Origin of the sequence: uncultured Aquimarina sp., assembly GCF_947496855.1 — a bacterium.
Lineage (GTDB): Bacteria > Bacteroidota > Bacteroidia > Flavobacteriales > Flavobacteriaceae > Aquimarina.
The window spans coordinates 222,195-247,142 of the sequence record NZ_CANMED010000004.1 but is presented as its reverse complement, the minus strand read 5'-3'; the positions used below and the strand labels follow the sequence as shown (position 1 = coordinate 247,142).

The 24,948-nt window shown below is 32.9% G+C and carries 28 protein-coding genes and 1 tRNA gene; 16 read left to right on the top strand and 13 right to left on the bottom strand.

Features of this window, described 5'->3' with window-relative positions:
- Positions 1-16: 16 nt before the first annotated feature.
- The 8 genes from Q0921_RS13410 to Q0921_RS13375 all read left to right on the top strand — a co-directional run bounded on the left by Q0921_RS13410 (position 17) and on the right by Q0921_RS13375 (position 8,333).
- Positions 17-685 carry a succinate dehydrogenase cytochrome b subunit gene (locus tag Q0921_RS13410; protein ID WP_298539111.1) on the top strand — a complete coding sequence of 223 codons (669 nt, stop codon included), beginning with the start codon at positions 17-19 and terminating at the stop codon, positions 683-685.
- Between the two features lie 9 nt (positions 686-694).
- Positions 695-2,605 carry a fumarate reductase/succinate dehydrogenase flavoprotein subunit gene (locus Q0921_RS13405; protein WP_299257641.1) on the top strand — a complete coding sequence of 637 codons (1,911 nt, stop codon included), beginning with the start codon at positions 695-697 and terminating at the stop codon, positions 2,603-2,605.
- A 6-nt stretch (positions 2,606-2,611) separates the two neighbouring features.
- Positions 2,612-3,355: a succinate dehydrogenase/fumarate reductase iron-sulfur subunit gene (locus tag Q0921_RS13400; protein ID WP_299187845.1), complete on the top strand. Its 744-nt coding sequence runs from the start codon at positions 2,612-2,614 to the stop codon at positions 3,353-3,355.
- A gap of 35 nt (positions 3,356-3,390) precedes the next feature.
- On the top strand, positions 3,391-4,548 hold the full coding sequence (locus tag Q0921_RS13395; RefSeq protein ID WP_299257639.1) for a porin: 1,158 nt from the start codon (positions 3,391-3,393) through the stop codon (positions 4,546-4,548).
- Positions 4,549-4,609: 61 nt separating this feature from the next.
- Positions 4,610-5,812, top strand: a complete 1,203-nt coding sequence (gltS, locus tag Q0921_RS13390) for a sodium/glutamate symporter (RefSeq protein WP_299257637.1) — start codon at positions 4,610-4,612, stop codon at positions 5,810-5,812.
- A gap of 29 nt (positions 5,813-5,841) precedes the next feature.
- Complete coding sequence (locus tag Q0921_RS13385) at positions 5,842-6,996, top strand: acyloxyacyl hydrolase (RefSeq protein WP_299257635.1); 1,155 nt, start codon at positions 5,842-5,844, stop codon at positions 6,994-6,996.
- A 34-nt stretch (positions 6,997-7,030) separates the two neighbouring features.
- The gene (locus Q0921_RS13380) at positions 7,031-7,645 is read left to right on the top strand and encodes a trimeric intracellular cation channel family protein (RefSeq protein WP_298539095.1); all 615 of its coding nucleotides are present in this window, start codon (positions 7,031-7,033) and stop codon (positions 7,643-7,645) included.
- A gap of 46 nt (positions 7,646-7,691) precedes the next feature.
- Positions 7,692-8,333, top strand: a complete 642-nt coding sequence (locus Q0921_RS13375) for a hypothetical protein (RefSeq protein WP_298539093.1) — start codon at positions 7,692-7,694, stop codon at positions 8,331-8,333.
- A 24-nt stretch (positions 8,334-8,357) separates the two neighbouring features.
- Here the strand turns inward: Q0921_RS13375 and Q0921_RS13370 are convergent, their stop codons facing one another.
- A complete protein-coding gene (locus Q0921_RS13370) occupies positions 8,358-9,332 on the bottom strand; it encodes a lipid A-modifier LpxR family protein (RefSeq protein ID WP_298539091.1) in 975 nt (324 codons plus the stop codon).
- A 343-nt stretch (positions 9,333-9,675) separates the two neighbouring features.
- Between Q0921_RS13370 and Q0921_RS13365 the strand changes: the two genes are divergently transcribed.
- Together Q0921_RS13365 and Q0921_RS13360 are read left to right on the top strand one after the other, a co-directional pair.
- On the top strand, positions 9,676-10,125 hold the full coding sequence (locus Q0921_RS13365) for an META domain-containing protein (RefSeq protein ID WP_298539089.1): 450 nt from the start codon (positions 9,676-9,678) through the stop codon (positions 10,123-10,125).
- A gap of 62 nt (positions 10,126-10,187) precedes the next feature.
- A complete protein-coding gene (locus Q0921_RS13360; protein WP_298539087.1) occupies positions 10,188-10,499 on the top strand; it encodes a hypothetical protein in 312 nt (103 codons plus the stop codon).
- Between the two features lie 177 nt (positions 10,500-10,676).
- Here the strand turns inward: Q0921_RS13360 and Q0921_RS13355 are convergent, their stop codons facing one another.
- Positions 10,677-11,510, bottom strand: a complete 834-nt coding sequence (locus Q0921_RS13355; protein WP_299257632.1) for a universal stress protein — start codon at positions 11,508-11,510, stop codon at positions 10,677-10,679.
- A gap of 351 nt (positions 11,511-11,861) precedes the next feature.
- Here Q0921_RS13355 and Q0921_RS13350 point away from each other — a divergent pair, with 351 nt between their 5' ends.
- The 4 genes from Q0921_RS13350 (at position 11,862) to Q0921_RS13335 (ending at position 15,008) form a co-directional block, all read left to right on the top strand.
- On the top strand, positions 11,862-12,050 hold the full coding sequence (locus Q0921_RS13350) for a hypothetical protein (protein ID WP_298539083.1): 189 nt from the start codon (positions 11,862-11,864) through the stop codon (positions 12,048-12,050).
- Between the two features lie 181 nt (positions 12,051-12,231).
- Positions 12,232-12,885 carry a hypothetical protein gene (locus Q0921_RS13345; protein ID WP_299257630.1) on the top strand — a complete coding sequence of 218 codons (654 nt, stop codon included), beginning with the start codon at positions 12,232-12,234 and terminating at the stop codon, positions 12,883-12,885.
- A gap of 361 nt (positions 12,886-13,246) precedes the next feature.
- Entirely contained in the window at positions 13,247-14,242 is a 996-nt protein-coding gene (locus Q0921_RS13340) for a sensor histidine kinase (protein WP_298539075.1), read from the top strand.
- A gap of 4 nt (positions 14,243-14,246) precedes the next feature.
- Entirely contained in the window at positions 14,247-15,008 is a 762-nt protein-coding gene (locus Q0921_RS13335; protein WP_298539073.1) for a LytTR family DNA-binding domain-containing protein, read from the top strand.
- A 2-nt stretch (positions 15,009-15,010) separates the two neighbouring features.
- On the opposite strand, the gene Q0921_RS13330 is transcribed toward Q0921_RS13335, so the two are convergent.
- The 7 genes from Q0921_RS13330 to Q0921_RS13300 all read right to left on the bottom strand — a co-directional run bounded on the left by Q0921_RS13330 (position 15,011) and on the right by Q0921_RS13300 (position 19,570).
- Positions 15,011-15,841 carry an MBL fold metallo-hydrolase gene (locus Q0921_RS13330; protein ID WP_299257629.1) on the bottom strand — a complete coding sequence of 277 codons (831 nt, stop codon included), beginning with the start codon at positions 15,839-15,841 and terminating at the stop codon, positions 15,011-15,013.
- Between the two features lie 39 nt (positions 15,842-15,880).
- Entirely contained in the window at positions 15,881-16,006 is a 126-nt protein-coding gene (locus Q0921_RS13325) for a hypothetical protein (protein ID WP_299257625.1), read from the bottom strand.
- A 45-nt stretch (positions 16,007-16,051) separates the two neighbouring features.
- A complete protein-coding gene (locus tag Q0921_RS13320) occupies positions 16,052-16,291 on the bottom strand; it encodes a hypothetical protein (RefSeq protein ID WP_299257623.1) in 240 nt (79 codons plus the stop codon).
- A gap of 222 nt (positions 16,292-16,513) precedes the next feature.
- Complete coding sequence (locus Q0921_RS13315) at positions 16,514-17,632, bottom strand: BamA/TamA family outer membrane protein (protein ID WP_299187804.1); 1,119 nt, start codon at positions 17,630-17,632, stop codon at positions 16,514-16,516.
- Positions 17,632-18,315, bottom strand: a complete 684-nt coding sequence (locus Q0921_RS13310; protein ID WP_299187801.1) for a hypothetical protein — start codon at positions 18,313-18,315, stop codon at positions 17,632-17,634. The genes Q0921_RS13315 and Q0921_RS13310 overlap by 1 nt, the downstream gene beginning before the upstream one ends.
- A gap of 12 nt (positions 18,316-18,327) precedes the next feature.
- Entirely contained in the window at positions 18,328-19,338 is a 1,011-nt protein-coding gene (locus Q0921_RS13305; RefSeq protein WP_299257621.1) for a trypsin-like peptidase domain-containing protein, read from the bottom strand.
- Positions 19,339-19,496: 158 nt separating this feature from the next.
- A tRNA-Arg gene (locus tag Q0921_RS13300) sits at positions 19,497-19,570 on the bottom strand.
- A gap of 149 nt (positions 19,571-19,719) precedes the next feature.
- Between Q0921_RS13300 and Q0921_RS13295 the strand changes: the two genes are divergently transcribed.
- Positions 19,720-20,232 (top strand): adenine phosphoribosyltransferase, encoded by a 513-nt coding sequence (locus Q0921_RS13295; protein WP_299257619.1) that lies wholly within the window; start codon positions 19,720-19,722, stop codon positions 20,230-20,232.
- 66 nt (positions 20,233-20,298) lie between these two features.
- Here Q0921_RS13295 and Q0921_RS13290 read toward each other — a convergent pair whose 3' ends face one another.
- Entirely contained in the window at positions 20,299-21,117 is an 819-nt protein-coding gene (locus Q0921_RS13290) for a hypothetical protein (RefSeq protein ID WP_299257617.1), read from the bottom strand.
- 255 nt (positions 21,118-21,372) lie between these two features.
- On the opposite strand from Q0921_RS13290, the gene Q0921_RS13285 reads away from it, so the two are divergent.
- A complete protein-coding gene (locus tag Q0921_RS13285) occupies positions 21,373-22,227 on the top strand; it encodes a M57 family metalloprotease (RefSeq protein WP_299257614.1) in 855 nt (284 codons plus the stop codon).
- A gap of 77 nt (positions 22,228-22,304) precedes the next feature.
- On the opposite strand, the gene Q0921_RS13280 is transcribed toward Q0921_RS13285, so the two are convergent.
- From Q0921_RS13280 to Q0921_RS13270, 3 genes are all read right to left on the bottom strand, one after another.
- Positions 22,305-22,454 carry an SsrA-binding protein gene (locus tag Q0921_RS13280; protein ID WP_299257612.1) on the bottom strand — a complete coding sequence of 50 codons (150 nt, stop codon included), beginning with the start codon at positions 22,452-22,454 and terminating at the stop codon, positions 22,305-22,307.
- A 72-nt stretch (positions 22,455-22,526) separates the two neighbouring features.
- Complete coding sequence (locus tag Q0921_RS13275; RefSeq protein ID WP_299257610.1) at positions 22,527-24,581, bottom strand: M56 family metallopeptidase; 2,055 nt, start codon at positions 24,579-24,581, stop codon at positions 22,527-22,529.
- A gap of 4 nt (positions 24,582-24,585) precedes the next feature.
- Positions 24,586-24,942: a BlaI/MecI/CopY family transcriptional regulator gene (locus Q0921_RS13270; RefSeq protein WP_299257608.1), complete on the bottom strand. Its 357-nt coding sequence runs from the start codon at positions 24,940-24,942 to the stop codon at positions 24,586-24,588.
- Positions 24,943-24,948: the final 6 nt, after the last annotated feature.

The window sequence follows — 24,948 nt, the reverse complement described above, 5'->3', positions numbered from 1 at the left end:
TTAACAGAAATAGATTATGGCACTTAATCCATTATTTTTTAGGAAAACACTTGTTGCAGGAACAGGGCTGTTCTTATGTGTTTTCCTGGTAGTACATCTTTCTGCAAACTGCATTCTGTTATTACCCGAAGACATTGCTAGAGGAATGTATAATTCGTATTCGACTACTTTAAGGGAAAGTCCATTGATAAAGATTGTAGCGTATTTGTTATATCTATCTATTATTCTTCATGTGGTGTATGCATTACTGATTACTATCAGAAATAGAAAAGCGAAGCCACAAAAATATGTTATGAATCACGCTAACGAAAATAGCAGCTGGTCTTCTCGAAATATGGGGATTTTAGGAACGCTTATTTTGATCTTTATCGTTATACATTTAGTGAATTTTTGGGCGCGTATCAAATTAGGATTTGGTGATGCGGTAGCATTAGATGTAGATGGGAATAAAGATGTATATGAAGTAACGTATAGTCTTTTTCACAACATTTATTATGTTATCTTTTATACTATTATATCCGTACCGCTGGCATTTCACTTGTATCACGGTTTTAAAAGTGGTTTCAAAACCTTAGGCTTTTATCATAAAAAAGGATTAAAGATTATAGCAAAGGTCTCTTTGGTTTATGCTCTTATTATGGGTATTGGTTTCGGGATTATTCCATTCATTGTTTACCTCAAATAGAATATACAGATGAAATTAGATTCAAAAATTCCAGAAGGAAAACTAGAAGATAAGTGGCGTAACTATCAGGTTACATCACAATTGATCAATCCAGCCAATAAAAAGAAGTTAAATGTTATTGTAGTTGGTTCAGGACTTTCGGGTGCAGGAGCAGCTGCTACACTTGCAGAATTGGGATACGATGTACAATGCTTCTGTTACCAGGATTCTGCCAGAAGGGCACACTCTGTAGCAGCACAAGGAGGCATCAATGCGGCTAAGAATTATCAGCATGATGGAGATAGTGTTTGGAGAATGTTTTATGATACCTTGAAAGGTGGAGATTTTAGATCTCGCGAAGCGAATACCTATAGATTAGCCGAACTTTCTGCTCCGCTTATTGATCATTACGTACAACAAGGAGTTCCCTTTGCCAGAGAATACGGAGGCGTATTAGTCAATCGTAGTTTTGGGGGAGTACAGGTACAGCGTACTTTTTATGCCAGAGGGCAAACAGGGCAACAATTATTAATGGCTGCATATTCTCAGTTGTATAAAATGGTACGTGCTAAGAAAGTAAAGATGTTCCCCCGTAGTGAGATGTTGGATTTGGTAGTTATTGACGGAAAAGCAAAAGGAATCATCGTTCGTGATTTGGTAACAGGCGAACTTAAGCGTTACGCTGCGGATGCTATAGTACTCGCAACTGGTGGGTATTCTCGTGTTTTCAGATTATCTACATTGGCTATTGGATGTAATGGTAGTGCCTTATGGAAAGCTCATAAAAAAGGAGCCTTATTTGCAGCTCCCAGTTTTACACAAATTCACCCAACAGCATTGCCACAATCTAGCGAAGCGCAATCTAAACTTACCTTGATGTCAGAATCGCTTCGTAATGATGGACGTATTTGGGTGCCTAAACAACAACAGGATGCAAGAAAAGCAAACGATATACCGGAGGATGAACGAGATTATTATTTAGAACGAAGATATCCAAGCTTTGGAAATTTAGCACCTCGTGATATAGCCTCGAGAGCCGCAAAAGAGCGAATAGATACAGGATATGGCGTGGGGAGATTAAAGAATGCCGTTTACCTTGATTTTAGACATGCCATCGAAAAATTCGGAATCCAGACGATTAAAGATCGCTATGGAAACCTCTTTACGATGTATAAAAAAATCACAGGGATTGATGCCTATAGAGAACCTATGCAAATATCACCTGCGGCGCACTTCTCTATGGGAGGATTATGGGTAGATTATGAATTAATGACTACGATACCCGGATTGTATGCGATAGGCGAATGTAATTTCTCTGATCATGGAGCTAATAGACTGGGAGCAAATTCATTACTTCAAGCAAGTATTGATGGCTATTTTGTGCTTCCGAATACGATAAATAATTACTTGGCAAGTGCTTTAAAAGAAGATCATCCAACTACAGATCATCCTGAATTTGAAAAAGCCGAGAAAGCGGTAAAAGCTGATATAAATAGAATTTTGAATATCAATGGTACGAAAACCGTAGATCATTTCCATAGAGAATTAGGAAAAGTGATGTGGCAAGAATGCGCTATGAGCCGCAATAAAAAAGGATTGGAAAATGCTATAGCACAAATAAAAACAATACGTGATGAATTCTGGAAAGATGTAAAAATTACCGGTAGTAGTAATGAACTGAATACAGAACTAGAAAAAGCCTTGCGATTAGCTGACTTTATTGAATTAGGAATTTTAATGTGTACAGATGCATTAGAACGTGACGAATCCTGTGGAGCACATTTTAGAGAAGAATTCCAGACAGAAGATGGTGAAGCAGTGAGAGTAGATGAAGACTATTCTTATGTATCTGCCTGGGAGTATGATGATGGAGATTTTAAGTTGCACAAGGAAGAACTAGAATTTGAATTTGTAAAACCTTCGGTGAGAAGTTATAAATGATATATTATGAAAGTAACATTCAAAATATGGAGACAGGAAGGACCTGAGGATAAAGGAGCGATTAGAGACTATGAAGTGGATGGATTGACGGAAGATATGTCTTTTCTGGAAGCACTAGATCATTTAAATGAATTATTGGTCCTTAAAAACGAAAAAGTAATTGCTTACGAATATGATTGTCGTGAAGGGATTTGTGGGCAATGTGGTGTTTTTATCAATGGTCGTGCACACGGACCACACGATAATATGACTACCTGTCAATTACATATGCGTAGCTTTAAAGATGGAGATACCATTGTCGTAGAACCTTGGAGAGCTGCCTCTTTTTCGGTGATTAAAGATCTGATTGTAGATCGTTCTGCTTTTGATAGAATCATTGAACAGGGAGCGTATATAACCGCAAAAACAGGAACAGCACCAGAAGCCAATGCCATTCCTATTCCCAAAGAAATATCCGATAATGCTATGGATGCTGCCGCTTGTATTGGATGTGGAGCTTGTGTTGCGACTTGTAAAAATTCTTCAGCTGCATTATTTACTGCTGCAAAAATTAATCACCTCAATAGGTTACCACAAGGAAAAGCGGAAGAACACAAACGGGTACAAGAAATGACGTATCAAATGGAAATAGAAGGATTTGGTAGTTGCACTTTTACAGGTGCTTGCGAAGTAGAATGCCCAGAAGGGATTTCGATACTGAATATCGCAGAAATGAATGCTCGTAATGCTAAAGCTAAATTATTAGGCTAACATAAGTTTTTTGAATGACTAAATTATTTAAGTGTATGAAAAATGTCAATTTTCCATTAATAAATGTTATAGTGATTGTTATGACTCTACTCCTGATGAATGGAATATATGCACAAGCCACTAATGCTGAAGAAACAAGGACTTCAGAAAACGAAAAAAAAGATTCAAATTGGATAGATGAAATTACCTCTCGGGTTACACCTTATGGGAGTATACGAATTGGAGCCGGTTTTGCAGAAGAAGGTGAAATAGGAATCTCCAATAATGCACCACGTATAGGATTAAATTTTAAACACGCTTTGTCTAATAACGAAGCTGAAAATTTTAATATTATTGGCGGAGTTGAGTTTGGTCTAAACCTTGTTTCTAGAGATGATACGGTAGAGTTTGCGGTAGATCCTGGAGCAGGGATTGCACAAGTTGGTGATGCAGTATTTACTCGATTAGGATTTGTTGGAGTTTCTTATCAAGATTTTGAATTTACATTCGGGAAACAAAACTCAGTGTATTATACAATGGGAGCTATTGAAATAGATCGCTTCTTAGCCTTTGGAGGTGCTGCTATTGGTGTATGGAACATCTCTGATGGTGGAGTTTCTGGGACAGGTCGTGCCAATCAGGTTTTTGTTCTAAAATACCAAAAGAATGGATTGAGCCTGGGAGCTCAAGCAGAAGCAAGAAATATCTCAGAGAATAGTGAAAGTATTGATACCTATGGATTTGGAGCTAATTATAAAATAGGAGGACTTGGTATAGGAGTCGGTTATAATAAAGTGAATGATGGAGTTGAAGATCCATTACCAAATCAAGCTAAGGATGGAGATGAGGCTTTTGTAGCTTCCGTATCCTATGAAATAGATAGATTTACAGTAGCAGCTTCGTATGCTATTTTAAAACAGCATCAACGGTTAGGAGATATTTTTTATGATGCTAAAGGTGTTGAGTTCTATGCTCGTTATAAATTCTCAACGAATAAACGATGGCATGTTGCTGCAGGTTTCAATTATTTAAAACCAGATGATGACCAAAATCTAGGTGATTTTGACACCAAATTCGGAATTACCGAAGTAGGCTATAACTTTAAAAAATCCAGTCATATTTTTGCTGCTGCAAGTATAGATTACAGTGAAGATGGTATTGGTGATAGACGTAGTCAAAGTATTTTTGGTGTAGGGATTCGATTTGGGTTTTGAATAAGAAAAAACGGTAAACAAACTGATGATTATGGATAAAATTATAAACTCCAAATAGATTATGGAAATAGGTCCTAGGGACACTATTGTTATAGCCTGTCTAGTCCTGTTTCTGGGCAAGTATATTAACAAGAAAATATCCTTTTTTAGAGCATATAACATTCCTGAACCTGTGACGGGCGGAGTGATTTTCTCTATATTTTTCGGTATTCTTTATACTATTACGGGTATAGAGGTAAACTTTGCTCTTGAATTAAGGGATGCACTTCTCATCATCTTTTTCATAACAATAGGGCTTTCTTCAAGATTAAAAACACTATTAAAAGGAGGTAAATCGTTAGCCCTACTTTTAGTAGTAGCGGTAGGATATCTTTTTATCCAAAACCTTAATGGTATTGGTATTGCTTATATTACTGGTATGTCAAGTGTGACAGGGATTTTAGGCGGCTCTGTTTCTTTCAGTGGCGGACATGGTACTACTATTGCCTGGGTTCCTACTTTTCAAAACGATTTCGGTATTGAAAATGCCATGGAAATGGGTATTGCTTGCGCAACTATTGGCTTAGTACTTGGAGGCTTTATAGGAGGTCCCATTGCAAAATTTCTAATAAAAAAACACAATCTAAAACCAAAAGATAGCAAACCCGTTACGGTAGGAGTACGCCATGGTAAAGGGGATACTGTAGAAATGAATTATAATAACGTTTTGCAAATGATTTATTTCATTTTCTCAACAGCAGGGTTGGGTATAGGAATTAATGAATTGCTCGTATGGATAGGGCTCTCACTCCCGTCTTTTGTCACAGCATTGTTTGCAGGCATTATCATTACCAACCTAATTCCGGTATTTTCTAAAAATTTTCATTGGGAACCTGAAAAATCAAAACCTCTGGCCATGGCCTCGGATTTATCATTGGGGCTTTTTTTAGCCATGTCATTAATGAGTCTTCAATTGTGGACACTGACTGATTTGGCTGGACCACTATTCCTAATTGTAATTGTACAGGTGTTAGTGATTTCTGTTTTCGTAATTGTAGTTGTTTTTAGAATTATGGGTAAAGATTATGATGCTGCCGTGATGAGTGCAGGATATGCTGGATTAGCTTTGGGCGCAACACCTACGGCAATTGCCAATATGACTGCAGTAACTAAAAAGTTTGGGGGATCGCCTAAGGCATTCATTGTTGTTCCTCTGGTTGGTGCTTTTTTTATTGACCTATCTAATGCTTTGATTATTAAACTTTTATTAGGTGTTTTTGGGTAGTTATTACTTTATTTATGATGATATCAGTTATGAAAAAACTTTATTTAATACTTGCTTTACTAACATGTTTTTTTAGCTATTCACAATCTTCTTCGGATAACCTTGAAAATAATTCCCAAAATAGGTTCAGATTCATAGAGATAAAATCTCATTTTGGTGCTTTTCTGAAATCAGATAATGCTTTAGGGAATAGTGGTATTTTAGACAATGGTTATGGCGGAGTAACCGTGAAATTAGGATGGCAACCAACCAATCCAAATGGATGGGCTAGCAGATATGGATATCCATCTTATGGTATTGGAGCGTATGTTGGATTTCTGAGTGATGCTAATGTTTTTGGAAATCCAAATGCTATTTATGGTTTTATGAATTTTCCTATATCTGGGTCTCATAAGAGAAATGTTTTTAGTATTGAACCCTCTCTCGGGATTACGTATAATTTGAATCCTTTTGATGAAGACACCAATGAGTTAAACACTTCTATAGGAGCCAGAGCAGCAGTGTATTTTAATATTGATCTTGGATTCACCTATAAGTTTACAAGAGAGTTAGATTTGTTATATGGATTCGATTTTACTCATTTTAGTAACGGTTCTACGTTTAGACCTAATAGAGGTCTTAATCTGTATGGTATCAATTTAGGGATGCGCTATAATTATAATGCAGCTCAGTTTAAGAAAGATAATGATCCATATACAAATAATGTATTGCCAGCCAGATTTAAAAGACCTTTACGCGCTGCTCGAGATACAACAGGTGGAAATTATATAAGCTTATATGTAGCTGGAGGAGTCGGACAAACCGATAGAGAAATTGGAACCAATACAGTATTCGGAACTTTTTCTGGAGTGCTTGATTATGAACATCAATTCAATGAAGTACATACCTTAACGGGTGGTGTTGATTTCTTTTACGATAATCGTTTTCGAGATGTTGAAGCTTCTGAAAGAACATTAATAGGAGTTCATGCTGGTTATGATTTTTCATTCTGGAAATTAGCTATGAAATTTCAGATCGGTACGTATGTGTCCGATGATAAAGGAAAAGGTGGATATTTTATGCGACCTGCATTACGATATAATATTTCTAAAACTTTCTTTGCACAAATTGGTCTTAAAACACTAGATGGAGGTTCTGCAGATTATATAGAATATGGTTTTGGTTTTAAGCCTTTTAAATGGTAAGGAGTAAGTAATAATAGTATACTAAAAAAAAGGGATGAGTTTTTTCGATGTTCTTGATATACTAGGTACGATTGCTTTTGCTATTTCTGGTGCATTAGCTGCGATAAAAAGACAAATGGATCTCTTCGGTATCTTTATTGTAGCATTCGTTACGGCCTTAGGCGGAGGTATTCTAAGAGATGTCTTTATTGGGAATACGCCGGTTTGGTGGATGGGACATTTCTATATCGTACACTTTATTAGCATTTCTGTTATTTTGGCTATAGTATTTCGAAATAGGATTTATTTTTTAACGAAATCACTCTTTATATTCGACACCATTGGCCTAGCCATATTTACAATTAGCGGTGTGCAAATTGGAATTTCTGCAAGTTTGGATCCAGCCGTAAGTGTTGTACTTGGAATTATGACGGGATGTTTCGGAGGAGTAATCCGTGATATTTTGTGTAACAAAATTCCAATACTTTTCAGAAAAGAAATTTATGCACTAGCTTCCCTTGCTGGTGGAGTATGTTATATCATTCTTTACTCCTTAAAATTCGATAAAAATATATCATATCTAAGCACTATTGCATTAGTGGTTGTTATACGAGTTTTGGCGGTAAGATTTAGTATTTCTTTACCAACTTTTACCATCAAAAAGAAATAAAAAAAATAGTTAAAAACCTTTTACATTATAATTAATATAAACACATATGAAAACTTTACTTTATGCGGCTTCTATCTTTTTAATAGTAACATCCTGCGCACCAAAATTGGGCTCTACCTGGAAATCAAAAGACTACAAAGGACGTACATATACTAAAATTGCAGTTGTTGGTATCAGTGAAGATCTGGCAGCGCGTAAAGCCTTCGAAAATAATGCTGTTCAATTACTAAAAGACAATGGTATTCATGCAATTACGGGGATCACTATTTTTCCACCAAAGATGTCTCCTAAAAAAGGTGAAGACGCAAAATTTATTAAAATTTTAAAGGATAATGATATTGATGGAGTCATCACGATGAGTTTGATCAATACGAAAGAATCACAAAGGTATACGCCAGGCGAGACGTATGCAGTCCCATTAGGATATAGACGTTTTGGCAGATATTATTACAGAACATATAGTTATATTTCTACCCCAGGATATTATCAAGATGAAAAATCATATCTAATAGAAGCTGTTTTATATGATGTTGCAGGAGAATTGCAAGAAGGTCAAAATACTTTGGTATGGTCAGGTCAAAGTGCTTTAATTAACCCATCTTCTTCACAAAATGCAGCAGTAACTTTTACCAGCGAAATGGTAGCGTCCTTACTCAATGATATGGTAATTTTACCGTCTCAAAATTGATATAGATGTAATAAAAACTCTTGATCAAAATCGAAACCTAACGATCGATCTTGCATAAAAATGTTGTGTATCAGGTATTACTTTTCCGAATGTAAAAAAATGATCGAAGCCAATGGAAATATTATGATAAGAAAGAAAGATTCCATTGGTAAGCGTTATATGATTATTACTTATATTATCTAAAGCAAATTCAAAATCCCTATCAAATAAATTACCTTGTGCTGTGGCATCAAACCCTGTTATAGTACCACCAATCGTTGACTTTAAGTAATACTTAAATTTTTTATCAGATAGAATACTATTACCAAAAGCAGCTGATTTATATAGTTCTCCGAATTTACCAATACGTAAACCTACCGCAGGACTAATGTCAATATATAGATTTCCTAATCGTGTGTCTACCATCCCAAATACATCAAACAATTTGCTTTTAGGTGTAAAATCATATACGATTTTAGTGTTTATGTTAAAAATGAATTGATTTGGGATTTGAAATCTCCACCCATCAAAAGTAGATCCTCCTGTTATGTTATTGTGAAACCATCCCTGAAGCTCTTCAGCTTGGGATAAAGGTCCCATAACCCCTGCCAAAAGACCAACTTCAAAAAAGGATTTTTCGAAAACATATGTTGCATCAAGTGTCCCATATAATATACCTGCAAAAGGTCTGTCAAAATTAGAAACACTCTGTTGATCAGATTCTATGACTATTGATTTGTTAGAAGGAGTATACCCTTCTAAACGTAATTCGGTTCCAAAAAAGTAATCACTTTTAGAAGGAAATAGTTTTTCAAGTCGTAATAGTCTCTCTGTTCTGAAGTCGTATTGTATTCCTACTCCAAAGGTGTAATAGCGATCAGAAATTTGCCAAGCAACCAAAGCATCGTTATCTGTAGTTAAAGAAACTTCTTTATCATAATGTCGTGTTTGTTGCGCTTTCAATTGTGCTACATAGCTTAAAGAAGCAAAAACAATATGGAGGTATCGAATTAGGTTCATGATTTCCAGATTTAGCTAATATTTCTTAATGACTATATTAAAAGTACTGGATAATCAAAAGATCCATACGGTATTCTTTGGTCAAGTTGCTAAAAATAAAGGTGAACTATCCTATGTTTACAATGAAATAATATAAACTAGTTTTATGTTTTATAATCTTGACATATACATACTGTAGTTCTTGAGATAGCTGATACTCAAAACAAATAAATCATTTGATATCCAACTGATACTCACTTTTCATTTAGAACGTTTCACCTATGCTTTTTTGCTGTTTCAGAAGAAAAATCATAGCCTCCTTCATAAACTTAATCTACTTTTACACAATAATATATATCTAGTTATGACAAAAAGTATTCTTATTTATGTAGTATTTGCTTTTATACTATATAGCTGCCAAGGTACCCAGGGAAATAATAAATCATTAGAAGGAAATGAAGCTATCCAAAGTAAAATTCTTCTAAATGATATTTGGAGTATGACAAAAATTAATGGCGAAGACTATAAAGATGTTGCTCAAAAACGACCACAATTAGAATTTAATCATAGAGAGAATAAATTTACTGGAAATGATGGTTGTAATCAAATTTTTGGAAATTTAAAAAGACTAACGAATACACATTTAGAATTTGATGCTATAGGAGCAACCAGAATGAAATGTATTGAAGCAAAAACCTCAGTGCAATATCAAAACTTGCTCAGAGAAATTAGATATTATAAAATAGAAAACCTCACCTTGTCTTTACTTGATACTGAAAATAAAGCCTTAATGGTGTTTAAAAAAATAGATTGAAGTGTTCTTAGGAATAATTCTTCATTTTAAAACATATGTTTAATTTGTAAAAAACTACAATAATGAGAGATATAAAAAGATATATTATAAGTGCGGTATTTGGTGTTTTTTTAATAACATCTTGTTCAGAAAAACAAGCTTGTTCTAAGGGAGTAAATGGTACTTTGGTAAATATGTTAGGATTGGATGGATGCTCTTGGGTAATTCAGTTAGATACTGGTGAAAAATTACAACCAGTTAATCTGTTTGATTTCGAAATTGACAAGAAAAATGAGCCAAGGATATCCATCGTGTATAAAGAAGCTGAAGCTATGGCGGGAATTTGTATGGTGGGCAAAATGGTAGAAATATCTTGCCTAAAAGTAATCCATTAAGAATTAGGTGCAGAGAGAGACCTTGTTAGAGGTTTTTAAATCCCTATAAATAAATTACCAGACTTGATAATGTACTAGTACGATGATTTCAGTCCGGTAATTTTTGATAAGAACATAAAGTGCTTCGCTCTTGTGAATATAGAGAAACTTTATCTTATAATCATAGTCTGATTTTTTTTACATTTTAAAAGCTAAAACTGGTAAGGTTGCATGATGCACAAGATCTTCTGATATGCTTCCTCCAAAAAAGTGAACCAAACCTGTTCTACCGTGAGTTGACATAGCAATCATATCCATATTTGTATTATTAGCATAACTTAGAATTCCAGCTTCAACTGAATAATCCGATATATATTCAATCGTAGGTAACCTGTTTAGGTTTCCATCAGCTTTTTCTAAGAAATTTTTTGCTTGTTCTTTTATTTCTGTAGTGCTTTGGAAATTTGAATATGGTAAATTAACGTGCAATAAAGTAGTTTCACTGTTCATCTTAGATAATAAGTCTAGTGCTTTTTTGAACGCAGGAATACTTTCTTCAGAAAAATCTGTAGCATATACTACCTTATCAAAATCTACATTAGTAAGTTTAGATTTAACGATCAATACGGGGACATTACTATGTCTAACGACTTTTGCAGTGTTAGATCCAGAAAATATACCTTCTTGTCGACTGTGACCATGAGATCCCATCACAATAAGATCTGCTCCAATATCTTTGGCTACTTGATCAAGTTCATCAAATACTTTATGGTGCTTAATTATTGTTTCAATTTCTATACCTTCTAAATAATCCTTTTGCAAAAATTCTTCAAACTTCTTACTTGCTAATTTTAGCATAAATAGCGTTTCATTCTGTGTTTCAGTGCCAGATACCGACAAAACCGCTTCTGATAATTCTAACATATGAATAACGATGATTTGTGCATTATGTTTTTTTGCTAAAGCAGCCGAAGTTTCCAGTGCATACTCAGAGTATTTAGAGAAATCTATAGGGACTATTATTTTTTTCATGTAGATGAAGTTTAAATGATTTGTGAAAACATAAATGTAAAAAAAAGAGCGTAAAGAAATGTGTTTTTTCTTGACAATTATATTCCTTCATATCTAATACCGTTTCTGACTTACTATTACCCACTAAAATCTGTTCTTTTTCATTGATGCTTCAAAATAAAATGTAATCGTAGCATAGGCTATGCTGACATTTTCTCTTTTGTCCAAACAAAAAACACTTCAGTATAAAGTCGGGAAGCTTCACTTTCGCTTTTGGTTGTTTCACTCGAAAACTCAATAATTAGCAGCCCATACCGAGCTACATTTGTACTAGAAAACAAAGATAAGTATAGCACTAAAAGTAGAAAGGATATGGAAACGAAACCTTTAAGAATAGTATATGATCACAAAAGAGAATATTCAGAAAACAGTTCAAAACGTAATAAAAGAATCATTGAGCTTTCAATATGGTCTCTTAAAAAAATCAGGACTCTAATTGACCATTACTTAAAAGAATTAGAACAATGGGGATCAGGAGCTGGCGAAGCTATTAGAAGGTAAATTACATGAAAATTAATACTAAAAGATAATGTGATGAAAACAATACAATCAATATTATATACACTCTTCCAAAAAATAGGGAGTGATATAGTAAGAAACAAGAGATACAAAAGTCAAAAAGAATTTCAGTCTTTAGATAAGCAAGAAGAAGTTTTTTTATTCATCTAAAAAATTGAGAATTATGAAAACTATTAATAAAATAACAGGAACATTGATAGTGTTGATACTCTTATCAAGCTGTTCATCCGTAAGGATAACAGATTCTTGGAGAAACCTTGAGGTCCCAGAAATAAAAGGTAAAAAAGTGATGGTGGTAAGTAAGACAGATGATCAAACCGCTAGAGTACGTTTTGAAAAAGATTTAGTCGAAAACTTAAACAAAAAAGGATATCAATCTATTGAAAGCTATATTGTTTTTCCAAACTCATCTCCAACCAAAGAATTAAGCAAATCCGAAACGATGGAAATAAAAGATAAGCTTAAAAAAAATGGGATAGACATAGTAATAGTAACCATACTAAAACATAGTGAAGAGTATACTAAAACGACTAGTAAAAACAATTCTTTTTATACAGTATACCCGTCATATTACGGTTTAGGATATTATAGAGGATTTTATAGATACTATGGAACAATATATGTAGACTCTGATCCAGTGACAGTACTAACAGAGAATGTTAAAAAATATACGCTGGAAACTGTAGTATATGATCTTACACAACCAAAAGAGAAACAATTGTTATCAGTAATTACAACTGAGATTGATGATCCACAAACCCTCGGAATGGTATCGCTAGATTTTTCTAAAAAGGTAGTCAAAGAATTGAATAAGTAAGTTGTTTTTTCATGATAGAGTTTGGTTGATGACTGGCAGTCGGAGATTTATTAGGTGTTTTCGGCTGCCTTTTTAAAGTACATATTACATTATCAACTCAAAGTATGTTAAAAAAACACTGCAAGAATTAATTGATTCAAATTAAGAAGTGAAGAGTTTCCCCATACCTTCACTTCTACATAGAAGCCTCCAATCTCCATACGGAGGCTTCTTCTTTTTAATTCCGGTTTAAAGAATAAATAACAACAATATGACTGTGGTTAATAATTATATGATCCGTACAATTTTCCGTAAATTTAACAAGTACGAATTAAAGAAGATATTATTTACATTGAGCTCTAGAAAAGTAAAACACATAGTGATGTTTAGGATAGCACTGCTCATTGCGACTCTTATTAGTTTACCACGTACATTGACATTATTTGATGTAAATCAGAAACTGTTTGATTCTTTTTCAGAAGTTTCAGTACAAGATATTATCATTCGCTTTTTATTTCTCTTTGTAATGTCACTAGTTTCATTGGAACTTAATAGTAATTGGAAGTATATATACGCTCAATATTCCGTTTTTTCACGAACATGTATAACTATTATGCTCAATACAGTATTTTTTTTAGGTATCGTTCAGTTATTTGTTTCATTATATCCTTTAGTAACAGGACAAGAGTTATCAGATTCAGAAATTGGATTTACGTACTTTGTGTATTTTGTAGTTCTAGTGATTACTATTTTTATAACGAGAATTCTTAAATATCAAATGATACATAACGAAGATCTTTTAGAGAACGAAAAACTAAAACAGCAAAACCTTCAGAAAGAACTAACAGCCTTAAAAAATCAAATCAATCCTCATTTTCTTTTTAATTCTTTGAACTCATTAAATTCAATAGTCAGAGATAATAAAGATGCAACTACGTTTATAAAAGAACTATCTTTTATGTATCGCTATATTTTACAGAGTGGAGAAAGAGATCTAGTTTCTTTACAAGAAGAACTTAAATTTTTAGATAGCTATGTTCATTTGGTGAAAACCAGATATCGTAATCGTTTTGAGATGAATGTGTCAATAGATGAAAAATATTTACTAAGAGAAGTTCCTCCGCTAGCACTACAATTATTAGTAGAAAATGCAGTAAAACATAATGAGATTTCAGAAAAGAATCCTTTACAGATAAACGTATATTCAAAAAATGAATTTATTTATGTCGAAAACAAAATAAGAGAAAGAACTTCTTTTGTAGATAGTACAGGTAATGGATTAATGAACCTTGATAAACGATATTTTTTATTAAAAAAGCAACATATTAGTATTCGTAAGAAAGAGAATATATTCAGCGTGAAACTGCCACTAAATTGACGATATGAAAGTAATAGTAGTCGAAGACGAAATAACAGCAAGTGATCAACTCACTTTTTTACTTAAATCAATAGATCCTACTATTGAAGTATTGAAGGTTTTAGATTCTGTAAAAACGGCAATCGAGTATTTTTCTGGTACTCAAGAAGCATCCCTTATTTTTATGGATATTCATCTGGCAGATGGTATTTCTTTTGAAATATTTGAACAAGTAAAAATTGAAACTTCTATTATTTTTACAACTGCCTATGATCAATATGCAATTAAAGCCTTCAAAGTAAATAGTGTAGATTATTTATTAAAACCTATTGATGAAGATGAATTGTTTGAAGCCATTGAAAAATTTAGAAACAGATCCAAAGAAGAGGGTTTTCTAGACCATCAAATTCAAGGAATGCTACAGGTACTTCAGACTAAAACAAAACCTCATAAAACCACATATCTGGTACATCATAGAGATGAATTACTTCCTATAAAAACCGAAAAAATTGCCTATTTCTATATAGACACAGGTGTCGTGAAGGCGATTACTTCAGAAAATAAAGCATATAGCATTGATAAAAAACTAGAAGATATAGAAGATGAACTAAACCCAGAGGTTTTTAACAGGGTGAATAGGCAATTTATAATAAATAGAAATGCTATCGAGAATATTAAACACTATTTTAATGGTAAACTGATTGTTAATATAAGTCCAGTTTCCAAAGAACGTATCGTAGTAAGCAAAGCCAAAGCTACGAGGTTTAAAAAATGGGTGGATTTATAAATTTATATGACTACCTCTTGCTCTTCACGAGCCAAAAAACAATTTGAAAAACGTTGTTGACATTGCCGTTCTACCTTTCTCAAAAAATCATCGTTATGTTCTGGATCATGGTGTGTGAGGTATAGCATTTTTACATTCGCAGCCTCAGCAACTCCAATGGCCTGTTCCCAACTACTATGTCCCCAGCCTTTGTGATTTGGTAATTCTTCAGGAGTATATTGAGCATCATGAATAAGCACATCAGCATTTTTACAAAAATTGACAACATTTTGATCTAACGAATCACCGTGTTCTATATCTGTACAATAGACAAATACTTTTCCTTCAGTTTCTAAACGATACCCATAAGCTCCACCAGGATGCTTATGTTTGTTGACTGTTATTTGAACTCCATCAAAGGCAACTTTACTGCCTTTATTCACAGTAAAAGTGAAATTTGCCCCCATATCATCTATACCTATAGGAAAATAGGTGCTCTCCATTTGTTTAGCAAATATTTCTTTGAAATCATGTAGGTCTGGAGCATCATCTCCAATGATAAAAAATTGGATTTCTTTATTTATATCATACGCAGGAGCAAAAAATGGAAATCCCTGAATGTGACCCCAATGGAAATGTGAAAAGGTTAGAAAAATCTTATTCCCTTGAGAAAAGTTTTTTGAAATGAGTTCTTTTCCTAATTTTCTAATACCCGTACCAGCATCAAAAACAAGCACACTTCCTCCTTCCTTTTTACCGGATACGGCTACGCAAGTTGTGTTACCTCCAAACTCCTGAAAGCCAGATTCACAAACAGGTATAGAACCTCTGGTGCCATAAAATGTTATGACCATACATCTAATTTAGCTAAAGAAGTAAATACAACACTAGAATTATTTATTAATATTCCTAATTTCTTCTTTATATGTTTCTTGATCTATCCCTTTCTCAATAACAGCTAATGATTTTCCAACAATGTATTTAACATTTCCTGGGGTAAATCCTATTGCTTTGGCCATTCTTTCTAACCAAAGGGTTTGTTGTTCTCCAGAAATGGTCTCATCTTAAGAAATAAGCTTTGTTAAGGTATACATACTTTCTAATCGCTCATTATGGGTAGTGGTGGGTTCTAATGGATAGGTTAGATAGTTTTGCATGATGTGATCATATTCTTCTCCTGAAATTCCTAAAACTTTGGCCAAATGATCTAAAAAGGTTTTCTCCTCTTGCGATACTTCGCCATCTCTTAAGGTTATTTTTACAACTGCGCCAAATTGATAATGATGGGTACTTTCTGATTTCATAATATCTTCTTGTAAATATTTGATTTATTAAATTTAAAGAATTATTCGATTAATTCTCATGATAATGTTTGTTTTAAAAGAAAATATTAAATTAAAAATCACCAAAACACAAAACCCATATGTCATAAATTCTACGAAAATTGCATTAACTCAAAAGAGTAGAAGATAGTATTATACCAATATCATTTTTAGTTTGTTCCTGATTTTTAACATCGTTTATTATTAAAAAGATTCATTAATCCCAAAATAAAAACCATTATTACCATTTTCTCCAAATCCAGTATCCAAACGCAGCCAGGTACTTTTGTTTTTAAGTAACTTAAAGCGTATTCCAGCTCCTGCACTGGGTTTCATATTGCTTATGCTAAAGAAATTTTCAGGATTACTAGCCACTTCGCCTACTAATCCAAAGGCTGCAATTGTCCATCGTGGTCTAAAACGCCATCTATACTCTGTTTGTATAATATACATATGGTTGTCTGTAAATCTACCATAGAAATATCCTCTGGCACTATAGCTTCCACCAAACTTTGCTAGTCCCTGAAAAGGTGGGTCTCCAAAAGTATTCTCACTATAGACTTGCATAGCCAGAATACTCGTTTTAGTTAATGGTTCGTAGGTCCGTAAATCCAAAAAGAATTTATTATACCCATGAGTTGCCCCTAGAAGTTCGCTAGAAAATTGAGCATTAAGCTTATAATAACGTCCGGATAGAGGAGATCCAATATCATCTCGAGTATCTAAATTAAAAACAACGCCTAGACCGCTTATAATTGCTCGATCACTGCCTAAAACTGTCGCAGCATCTAGAATTCCTCCCTCTTCAACCTCGGTAACTTCATGGTTTTCGAAGACATACTCAAATCCGAAATTAAGATTTGGAGGTAAGCGTCTTAGGTATCCCATTTTTAGTTTATGCGAAGTCATATTATAAACTTCTTCATCTCTATCTGGTGTACTATTACCTATGCCCCAAAATAAATTAGGGTATATTTCCCAAGTATAGTCTATATCAATAAAATAATCTCCTTTGCCTAAATATATTTCTGGCTTGATTTCAAATAAAAACTGTTTATTTAGGGTGTAAATTCCACTAAATAAAATGTTTGATTGCCGGTCATTATAGATATTGGTTTTGTTTAACAAAAATAGTTGTCCACCGCCGCCAAAACCAAATTCAGTCTCTGGTGTATAAAATGCAATAGGAACTCCTATAAATTGAATACTTTTTGTGCTTGCAATCGTATCAGTTTTAAATAAGGTTTCTTTACTTTGAGATTGAACTCTATTAGATATTAATACTATCAGAGCAACTATATATATTAAAATTTGCTTTTTCATTAGAAACTATCTACTAAAATGTTAAAACCAAATGAAAAAGAAATGCTATTCACAAAAATGTTTTCCGAGGTAGTAGTGTTTACAGGGATTGATTCTTGATCAATAGTAATCCATAATAAATTAGTTTTCAATCCTACATCAAAAGTAACTGCGTCTAAAAACGCATAAGAATACCCAACGCCTAATAACGCCCCAAAACCGCTGCCTTCGCTCAATTCTTCTACAAAACCAGTTGTTTGTTCTATGCGAGTATTATCTCTATAACCTACATATCCAGGAGATACTTGAAAAAAAAGTGATCCACGCTCTACCTTGGAGATGTAATACGAAATTAATGGGCCTACAAATAAGTTCTCTGTAGTTCTCTCCACCATTCCTGAGTTATTACTTCTATTAGCTGCAATAGTACCCCCGACTAAAAAACTATCTTTTATAAATTTTCCGGTACTCAGATTAACTCCATATTCATTGGTCGTTGTAGTTTCATCAGTACTGCGTAATTCAATGGTACTGGAATTGATGGTTCCAGATAAACCCGTAAGCCATTTTCCTTTACGAAACGGGGTAACTACTGAATCATTTTTAATTTCCTGTCCATTGATCGAATTATGAAAAGAAAGCATTGTGCATATGATAATTATTTTTAGAATAACGTAGTATTTCATTACATAAGATGAATTCATAAATACAATAAATTATCGCTTCAATCTAATGATTTTTCCATTACGTAGCACCTTTACTTCTAAGGGATCTGTAGTCTTAAGGTTCTTTCCTAATACGCCTAGTTTTACTAAGGATTCATCTGTTAAATCAAATTCTATTTCGTTAAAAGCTAGAATAATATCACCACCAATAAACATTTTTTGCCCATCAATGATTGCTTCTGTATCTCCCCCTTGTAATCCCATTTTATAAAGAGTAGAGCCAAAAACTACTTTTTGAACCAATAATCCACTATTTTGGGGCACATTGAATAAACGTTTCATTTTGTCATTTAAAGGATAGGCATCAAAACCCAACCAGGGAGTTCTGTTATTGAGCATTAGATTTTTGGTAATATTAGCAGTAGCTGCAAATCCAATTCCTTCAAAACCTCCTGATTTAGTGAGTATCTGACTTACTACGCCTATCACTTCACCTTTCATATTAAACATTGGCCCACCGGAATTACCTGTATTGATGGCGGCATCAGTTTGGATAAACTCAGCTTGCGTAAAGGGATTGTTACCTTGTTTGTTTTTGATAATACCACTAATATAACCGGAGGATAAAGAATGACCGTAACCAAAAGGAGCCCCCACGACAAAAACTTGTTCTCCAATCTTTATCCGGTCAGAATCACCAAAGGAAACCGTTATGGCATTTTTTTTAGGAAAATCTAGTTTTATCAAAGCAACGTCGGCTGTTTTAAATGTAGAAATTACTTTTGCCGAAATAATTTCTCCGTCAAGAAACCGAACTCTAAGCTGTTCGGCTGCATTTACAATATGCGAAGCAGTAATGATTTCAGTATCCGAAACCAAAAACCCAGACCCCAAACCCTCTGAAGTTATTGTTTTGGTAACCCCTGCATTAGACGCTAATTTAGCTTCTTGAGTAAATATTACTACCACCGCAGGATTGACTCTTTCATAAAGTTTAGATAAATCTTGAGACCAACCGATATTTACAATAAAAAAGAATAGGAGAAGAACCTTATTTCTCATGAGAATGTTTTATAACTCCAAACTACTAATTAGGGGTCTATAGGTAATTATCATTTGGGTTCAATAAACTCAGGATATAAAATAAGAATTTTATGCAAATTTTGTGCAAATAAAAAAGCGTTACAGTGATTTATTTCTGTAACGCTTTGATTATCAAGTGACCTCGGCAGGATTCAAACCTGCAACCTCTTGAGCCGTAATCAAGTGCACTATTCAGTTATGCTACGAGGCCTTTTTTGCGGGTGCAAATATATGGGTATTTTATAAATTATAAAACTATTTTAAAATTTCTTTTTCAAATTTTTAGGTGATTTGTTTTTATTTTAGGGTGATTTCCATAATTTTTTAGTGCTCTTTTTCGATTTTTATTATTTTGCAGCCATGAATATACAAGAATTAATAAGAGATATTCCAGACTTTCCGAAGCCGGGAATTATTTTTAAAGATATTACACCTCTTTTAGCGGACGCTTATGCTTTGGTATATTGTGCCGATCAATTGGCAGGGTTGTGTCCAGCTCATGTAAAAATTGACAAAGTAATAGGAATTGAGGCAAGAGGCTTTATTTTGGGAGGTATGATTGCACAGCGATTGAATGCAGGTTTTATTCCTGTTCGAAAGAAAGGAAAACTACCATCAAAGGTGAATTCTAAAAGTTATGGATTAGAATATGGAGAAGATGTTTTGGAGATTCATAAAGATGCTATTAAAGCAGGAGAACATATATTGATTCATGATGATGTTTTGGCTACAGGTGGAACTGCGAAAGCTGTATGTGAACTTGTAGAAGAATTAGGAGGTATTGTAGTACAATGTAATTTTATTATGGAGTTAGATTTTCTTAACGGCAAAGACAGGCTTCAGACCACAGTGGCTTCATTGTTAAATTACTAATTTATGCAAAAATAAAAAGAGTCTTCATTGTTCTGAAGACTCTTTTTGTATAAAAATTATCACGGATTATTTTTTGGAAGTCGCAATGATAGCTCCATCTTTTGCTTTATCCCCATAGATACTAATTGCTGTTGTAGCCTTTAGGAAATCAACTTCATCTAATTTATCTGATTTGGCCAATTCATCTAATGTTTTAAAATCTGACTCTTTTCCATCTATAATGATTAGTTTTTCTATATCAGGATCATCTACAAAGCTATATTTCTTCGATTTACTAAAATGTGATGGGAATTGTTGACCGTTAAAAATAAAGTTTCCATCTTTATCTTCATCAAATTCTAAAGAATTCGTGATTTGATCTTTTAACTTGTTGATGTCAAAACGCTGACCATTAAAAAATATAGAATCTCCTTCTTGATCAAAATCAAAGTTAAATCTGAAATTTTGATTTTTTAATATACTATCCAGATCAAAATTCTGATTGTTAAAACCTATTTGATTTTTCCAAGAAGTAATATCAAACATCCCAGAATTAGTTATATATAGATTGCCATTTTTATAGCCAAGCTCGACATCTGATATAGGTTCTGAGGAAGAGGAAGAGTACTTGCTTTTCGCGCTCCCTTTTTGAAGAATGATGCTTAAACTAGTAATCTCATTTTGGTTATTAAACTCTATGTTTTCTATGATGAATTCAATACCATTTTCAGAGAAAAAAGTTTTAAGATCCTCGAGTTCATTTTCTGTGGTGTTTTTATTGATAGTGGCAATGATCTCATTAGGTGGGGATTTGTCATGCATCTGGTCTATATGTAAACAAGAAGTAAATCCTGTTAGGGATAGTATACCTAGTAAACCAATTCCTAGAATGATCCATTTTTTCATACTAAATGTTTTTTTTGGTTTTCGATTTTAATTGAAATTATTCTCTTCTAAATACGGAAAATTGAAATCAATGTTGCAAAGTAAGTTTTCTGATTTTTTATTTCATTTAAATACTGTGTGACTTTTAAAGCCAATATAATCAAGCGTTTTGGATAATTTAATATATAGAATAGAGGATTTAGTATCAATAATGCGGAATTGGTTTTTCTAGCTTTGGAATAACTTATTTTAAATGTAAACACAAACTTTAATTTTATGAAAAATTTAAAAATTTTAACTAGAACACTTTTGGTGTTATTTGTTTTTTCATTTTTGTCATGTGAAAAAGAACCAGTTAACACGATCAATGAATCTTCTCAAGATATCCCTCAAGAAATATTAGAGAAAATTTCAGAATTAAACTTTAATCATAATCAAGTCACTAAAGAAATTTTAACAGATATTGATGGTACTCAAAGAGAGATGTTTCTAATAGAAGATGATATTGCTTTTACATATGATCAAATTATGCAATTGAATAATGGAGAAGGAGTACATAGTAAGCAATTTCATACCACCAATCTTGTAAATACTCCAAGAAACATTCGTGTTGTCGGCTATAACGGGAATAATAGCTTTGGTCTAAGTGATATTGCTCAAACAGGTTTAAGGTATGCTGTAAATAACTACAACGCTATTAATGTAGATTTTCAACTTGAGTTAGTGTTTACAACTAACTTTAATAGTAATGATATTGTAGCGTATACACAAACTAACGCATCAGAGATAGCTCAAGATGGAGTTAGAGGAAGAGCGGGATTTCCAAGTGGGGGAGAGCCTTTTAAAAGGGTAATCATTAACGGCGGAGCAAATACTAATAACAATGATCAATTACTAGAGGGATTGTTTACACATGAATTAGGACACTGTTTTGGATTAAGGCATACTGATTGGGATACTCGTCAATCTTGTGGACAAACTGGAGAGTCGGCAAATCCGGATGGAGCAATTTTTATTCCAGGTACGCCGGGTGCTAGTCAAGATCCAGGTTCAATTATGAATTCTTGTTTTCCATTTAATGGAGGAGAATTTGGCGAATTTGATATAGTAGCCTTAGAGTTCCTTTATTAAGTATATTAGATATTTTGAAAATGAAACCTGAAAAGTATATTCTCGGATACTACTTTTCAGGTTTTTAAATTTCGTATTTAAAGGGCTCTTTTAGTTACATATAACTTCCAACCAAAAATTAGCATTTGTAATTTAGTTGCTTTACTAAGATCCAATTGTTTTTTTGTAAAACTGGGGAGTAGTAGTTTGTTTAGTTTTGCGATAAAGATAAAAAGCTGTTTTTCCATATATCTAAAATAAAAAAACTCATCGAATTGTGATGAGTTTTTAAATACTTGTTTATTTAATATACCGTATGGCTATTTTTTTAAAATAACTTCTACAACTCCATTTTTTGCTTCATTACCATATTTTTCTATAGCCTTTTCTGCCTTATAAACATTTACTGATTCGATTTGTTTGTGTTTAATTTCTTCAAATTCAGTATGATTAATTTTTTTTCCGTCAACAAATATTAATGGTTTTCTGTCGGCTCCTCCGATACTCATATTATTTTTATCAATATTTAGATTGAAACCTGTGCCTTTTTTTACATTCTTTTTTGTCGTAATATTAATGACACCATCCTTTGCCTTTTTTCCATATTTCTTAAGTTTAGCCTTACCTTTGGAGATATCAATACTTTGAATCTCATCAGATTTTAGTTTTTTCATCTCCTTTTTGCTGGCTTCTTTTCCGTCAATAAGAAATAAAAGATCTTTGTCAGAATTACCATCAAAATCAAAAACTGTTTTATGATCACTTGAGTTTATGAATATATAATCATCATTATGATCACTTTTTATAATGAATTTGTTTTTATTATCTTTTTTCGCTATTACTTTTCTTTTATGTTTTTTATCGCCTTCTATGATGAAAATACTTTTTCCCTCATTGTCTGAATTTATACCTATTACTTGAGTGTCAGAGTCTATATTTCCATTGTTTTTACTAATCCAAATATTATTATTTCCGGATTGACCAATACTCATCTTTTCATTTCTACTGTCATAAGACAAAACAAATGGTTTTATCGGAGTGTCATTGGCAATAGAATAATTAGCATTACTCTTTTTGGATGCAACTTTTACGCTGATGCTAGTAATTTCATTATTGCTATTTCTATTTAGATCACTAAATGTTATTGTTACATCATATTCATTTTTTAAAATTCTTTTAATCTTTTCTAGATGATCTTTTGTAGCGCTTTTATTTATAATGAATTCGATTACATTTTTTTTGACTTCGGTGTTCTTTGATTCTGTCAAAGGTTTTTTTTGCGTTGGAGCTGTGATAGTTTTTGAGAGTGTATTGAGAATAGGTTTATGAGCAATTATATTTTGACGATTTGTTGTACTGAGGTGTTCTTTTTTAGAAGGAAATGAAGGCTCACTTGTTTTAGGGGTATCTTCTCTTTCAGGAAGAGGTATAACTTCTTCAGAAATACTATCGGTTTCATTGCGCAAATCTTCCATTACAGAAGTAGCTTGATCTGGAGTTTTATTTTGGATGTACTGTATCTCTGTTTTAGTATTAAAACTCCATAAAAACAAACACAAAAGGGGTAATATAATTGTTGCTTTCCAGAGATTCTGTTGATTTGATTGTTTTTTGTTTAACATAACGATTCGTTTTTTGATTAATGATTGATAAAAATTATTCGTGATTGATGAATAATTACTTGATGATACTTTTACTAAAGTTAATTGATACTCTTTTTTTGAAGGAAGATCTCGAGTTGCTTCTTGATCTGCAATGAATTCTAGGTTTTGTTGTAAGCTTTTTTTGTAGAACCAGATAAATGGATTAATCCATTGAAAAATTGCAAAAATATTGGTTATTAATATATCTACTGTGTGATATTGTTTCGCATGTATTTTTTCGTGTTTCAAAATCATTTCTAATTCTTGATTATCATGAAGAATCGGGTTAAATATGATGTATTTAAAGAAAGAGAATGGAGCAATGTCTTCTGTTGTTTTTAAAAAAGAAAACCCTTCATTTTGTCGGTTTTGACTCCCTTTAAAGATTTTTAATAGAGATATAAGCTGAAGAATAAAACGCCCCAATAGGATCAAAGTGAAAGTAATATATAGGTTAAAAAGAATTAACCACCAATTTGTTGGTTTAGATTGGTTTTCTGTAATATCAGAGTAAGAAGCCTGGTATCCTATTGTCTGGAAAACTGGTTGTTCTATAAATTCTATAGTGGTAAACTCTAAAAAAGGAAGTAATAACGAGCTTAATATTCCAGTGAGTAAGAAATGTCTGTTTACTTTAAAAAATGTGTCTTTTCTTAAAAAAAAGAAATAAACAAGATAGAATAAAGATAGTATAACACTTGACTTAAGTAAGTAGATTAAAAAAGCTTCCATAGTGTTATTTTTTTTGTTCGATTACATCTAAAATTTCTCGTAATTCTTTTGCTGTAATTTTTTCTTCTTTGGCGAAAAATGACACCATGTTTTTATAAGAATCATTAAAATATTGTGTCATAGCTTTGCCGACAAAATTATTTCGGTATGCTTCTTTAGTGATGATAGGATAGTATTGATGGGTTTTTCCATATGCTTTGTGGTCTATGTATCCTTTGTCTTCTAGGTTTCTGATGATGGTAGATACAGTATTGTAATGCGCAGTGTTATTTAGTTCGGACAGAACTTCTTTTGCAAACGCTTTTTCTAGTTTCCATAAAGCTTGCATGATTTCTTCTTCCTTATTAGTTAGTTTTTCCATGTGCTA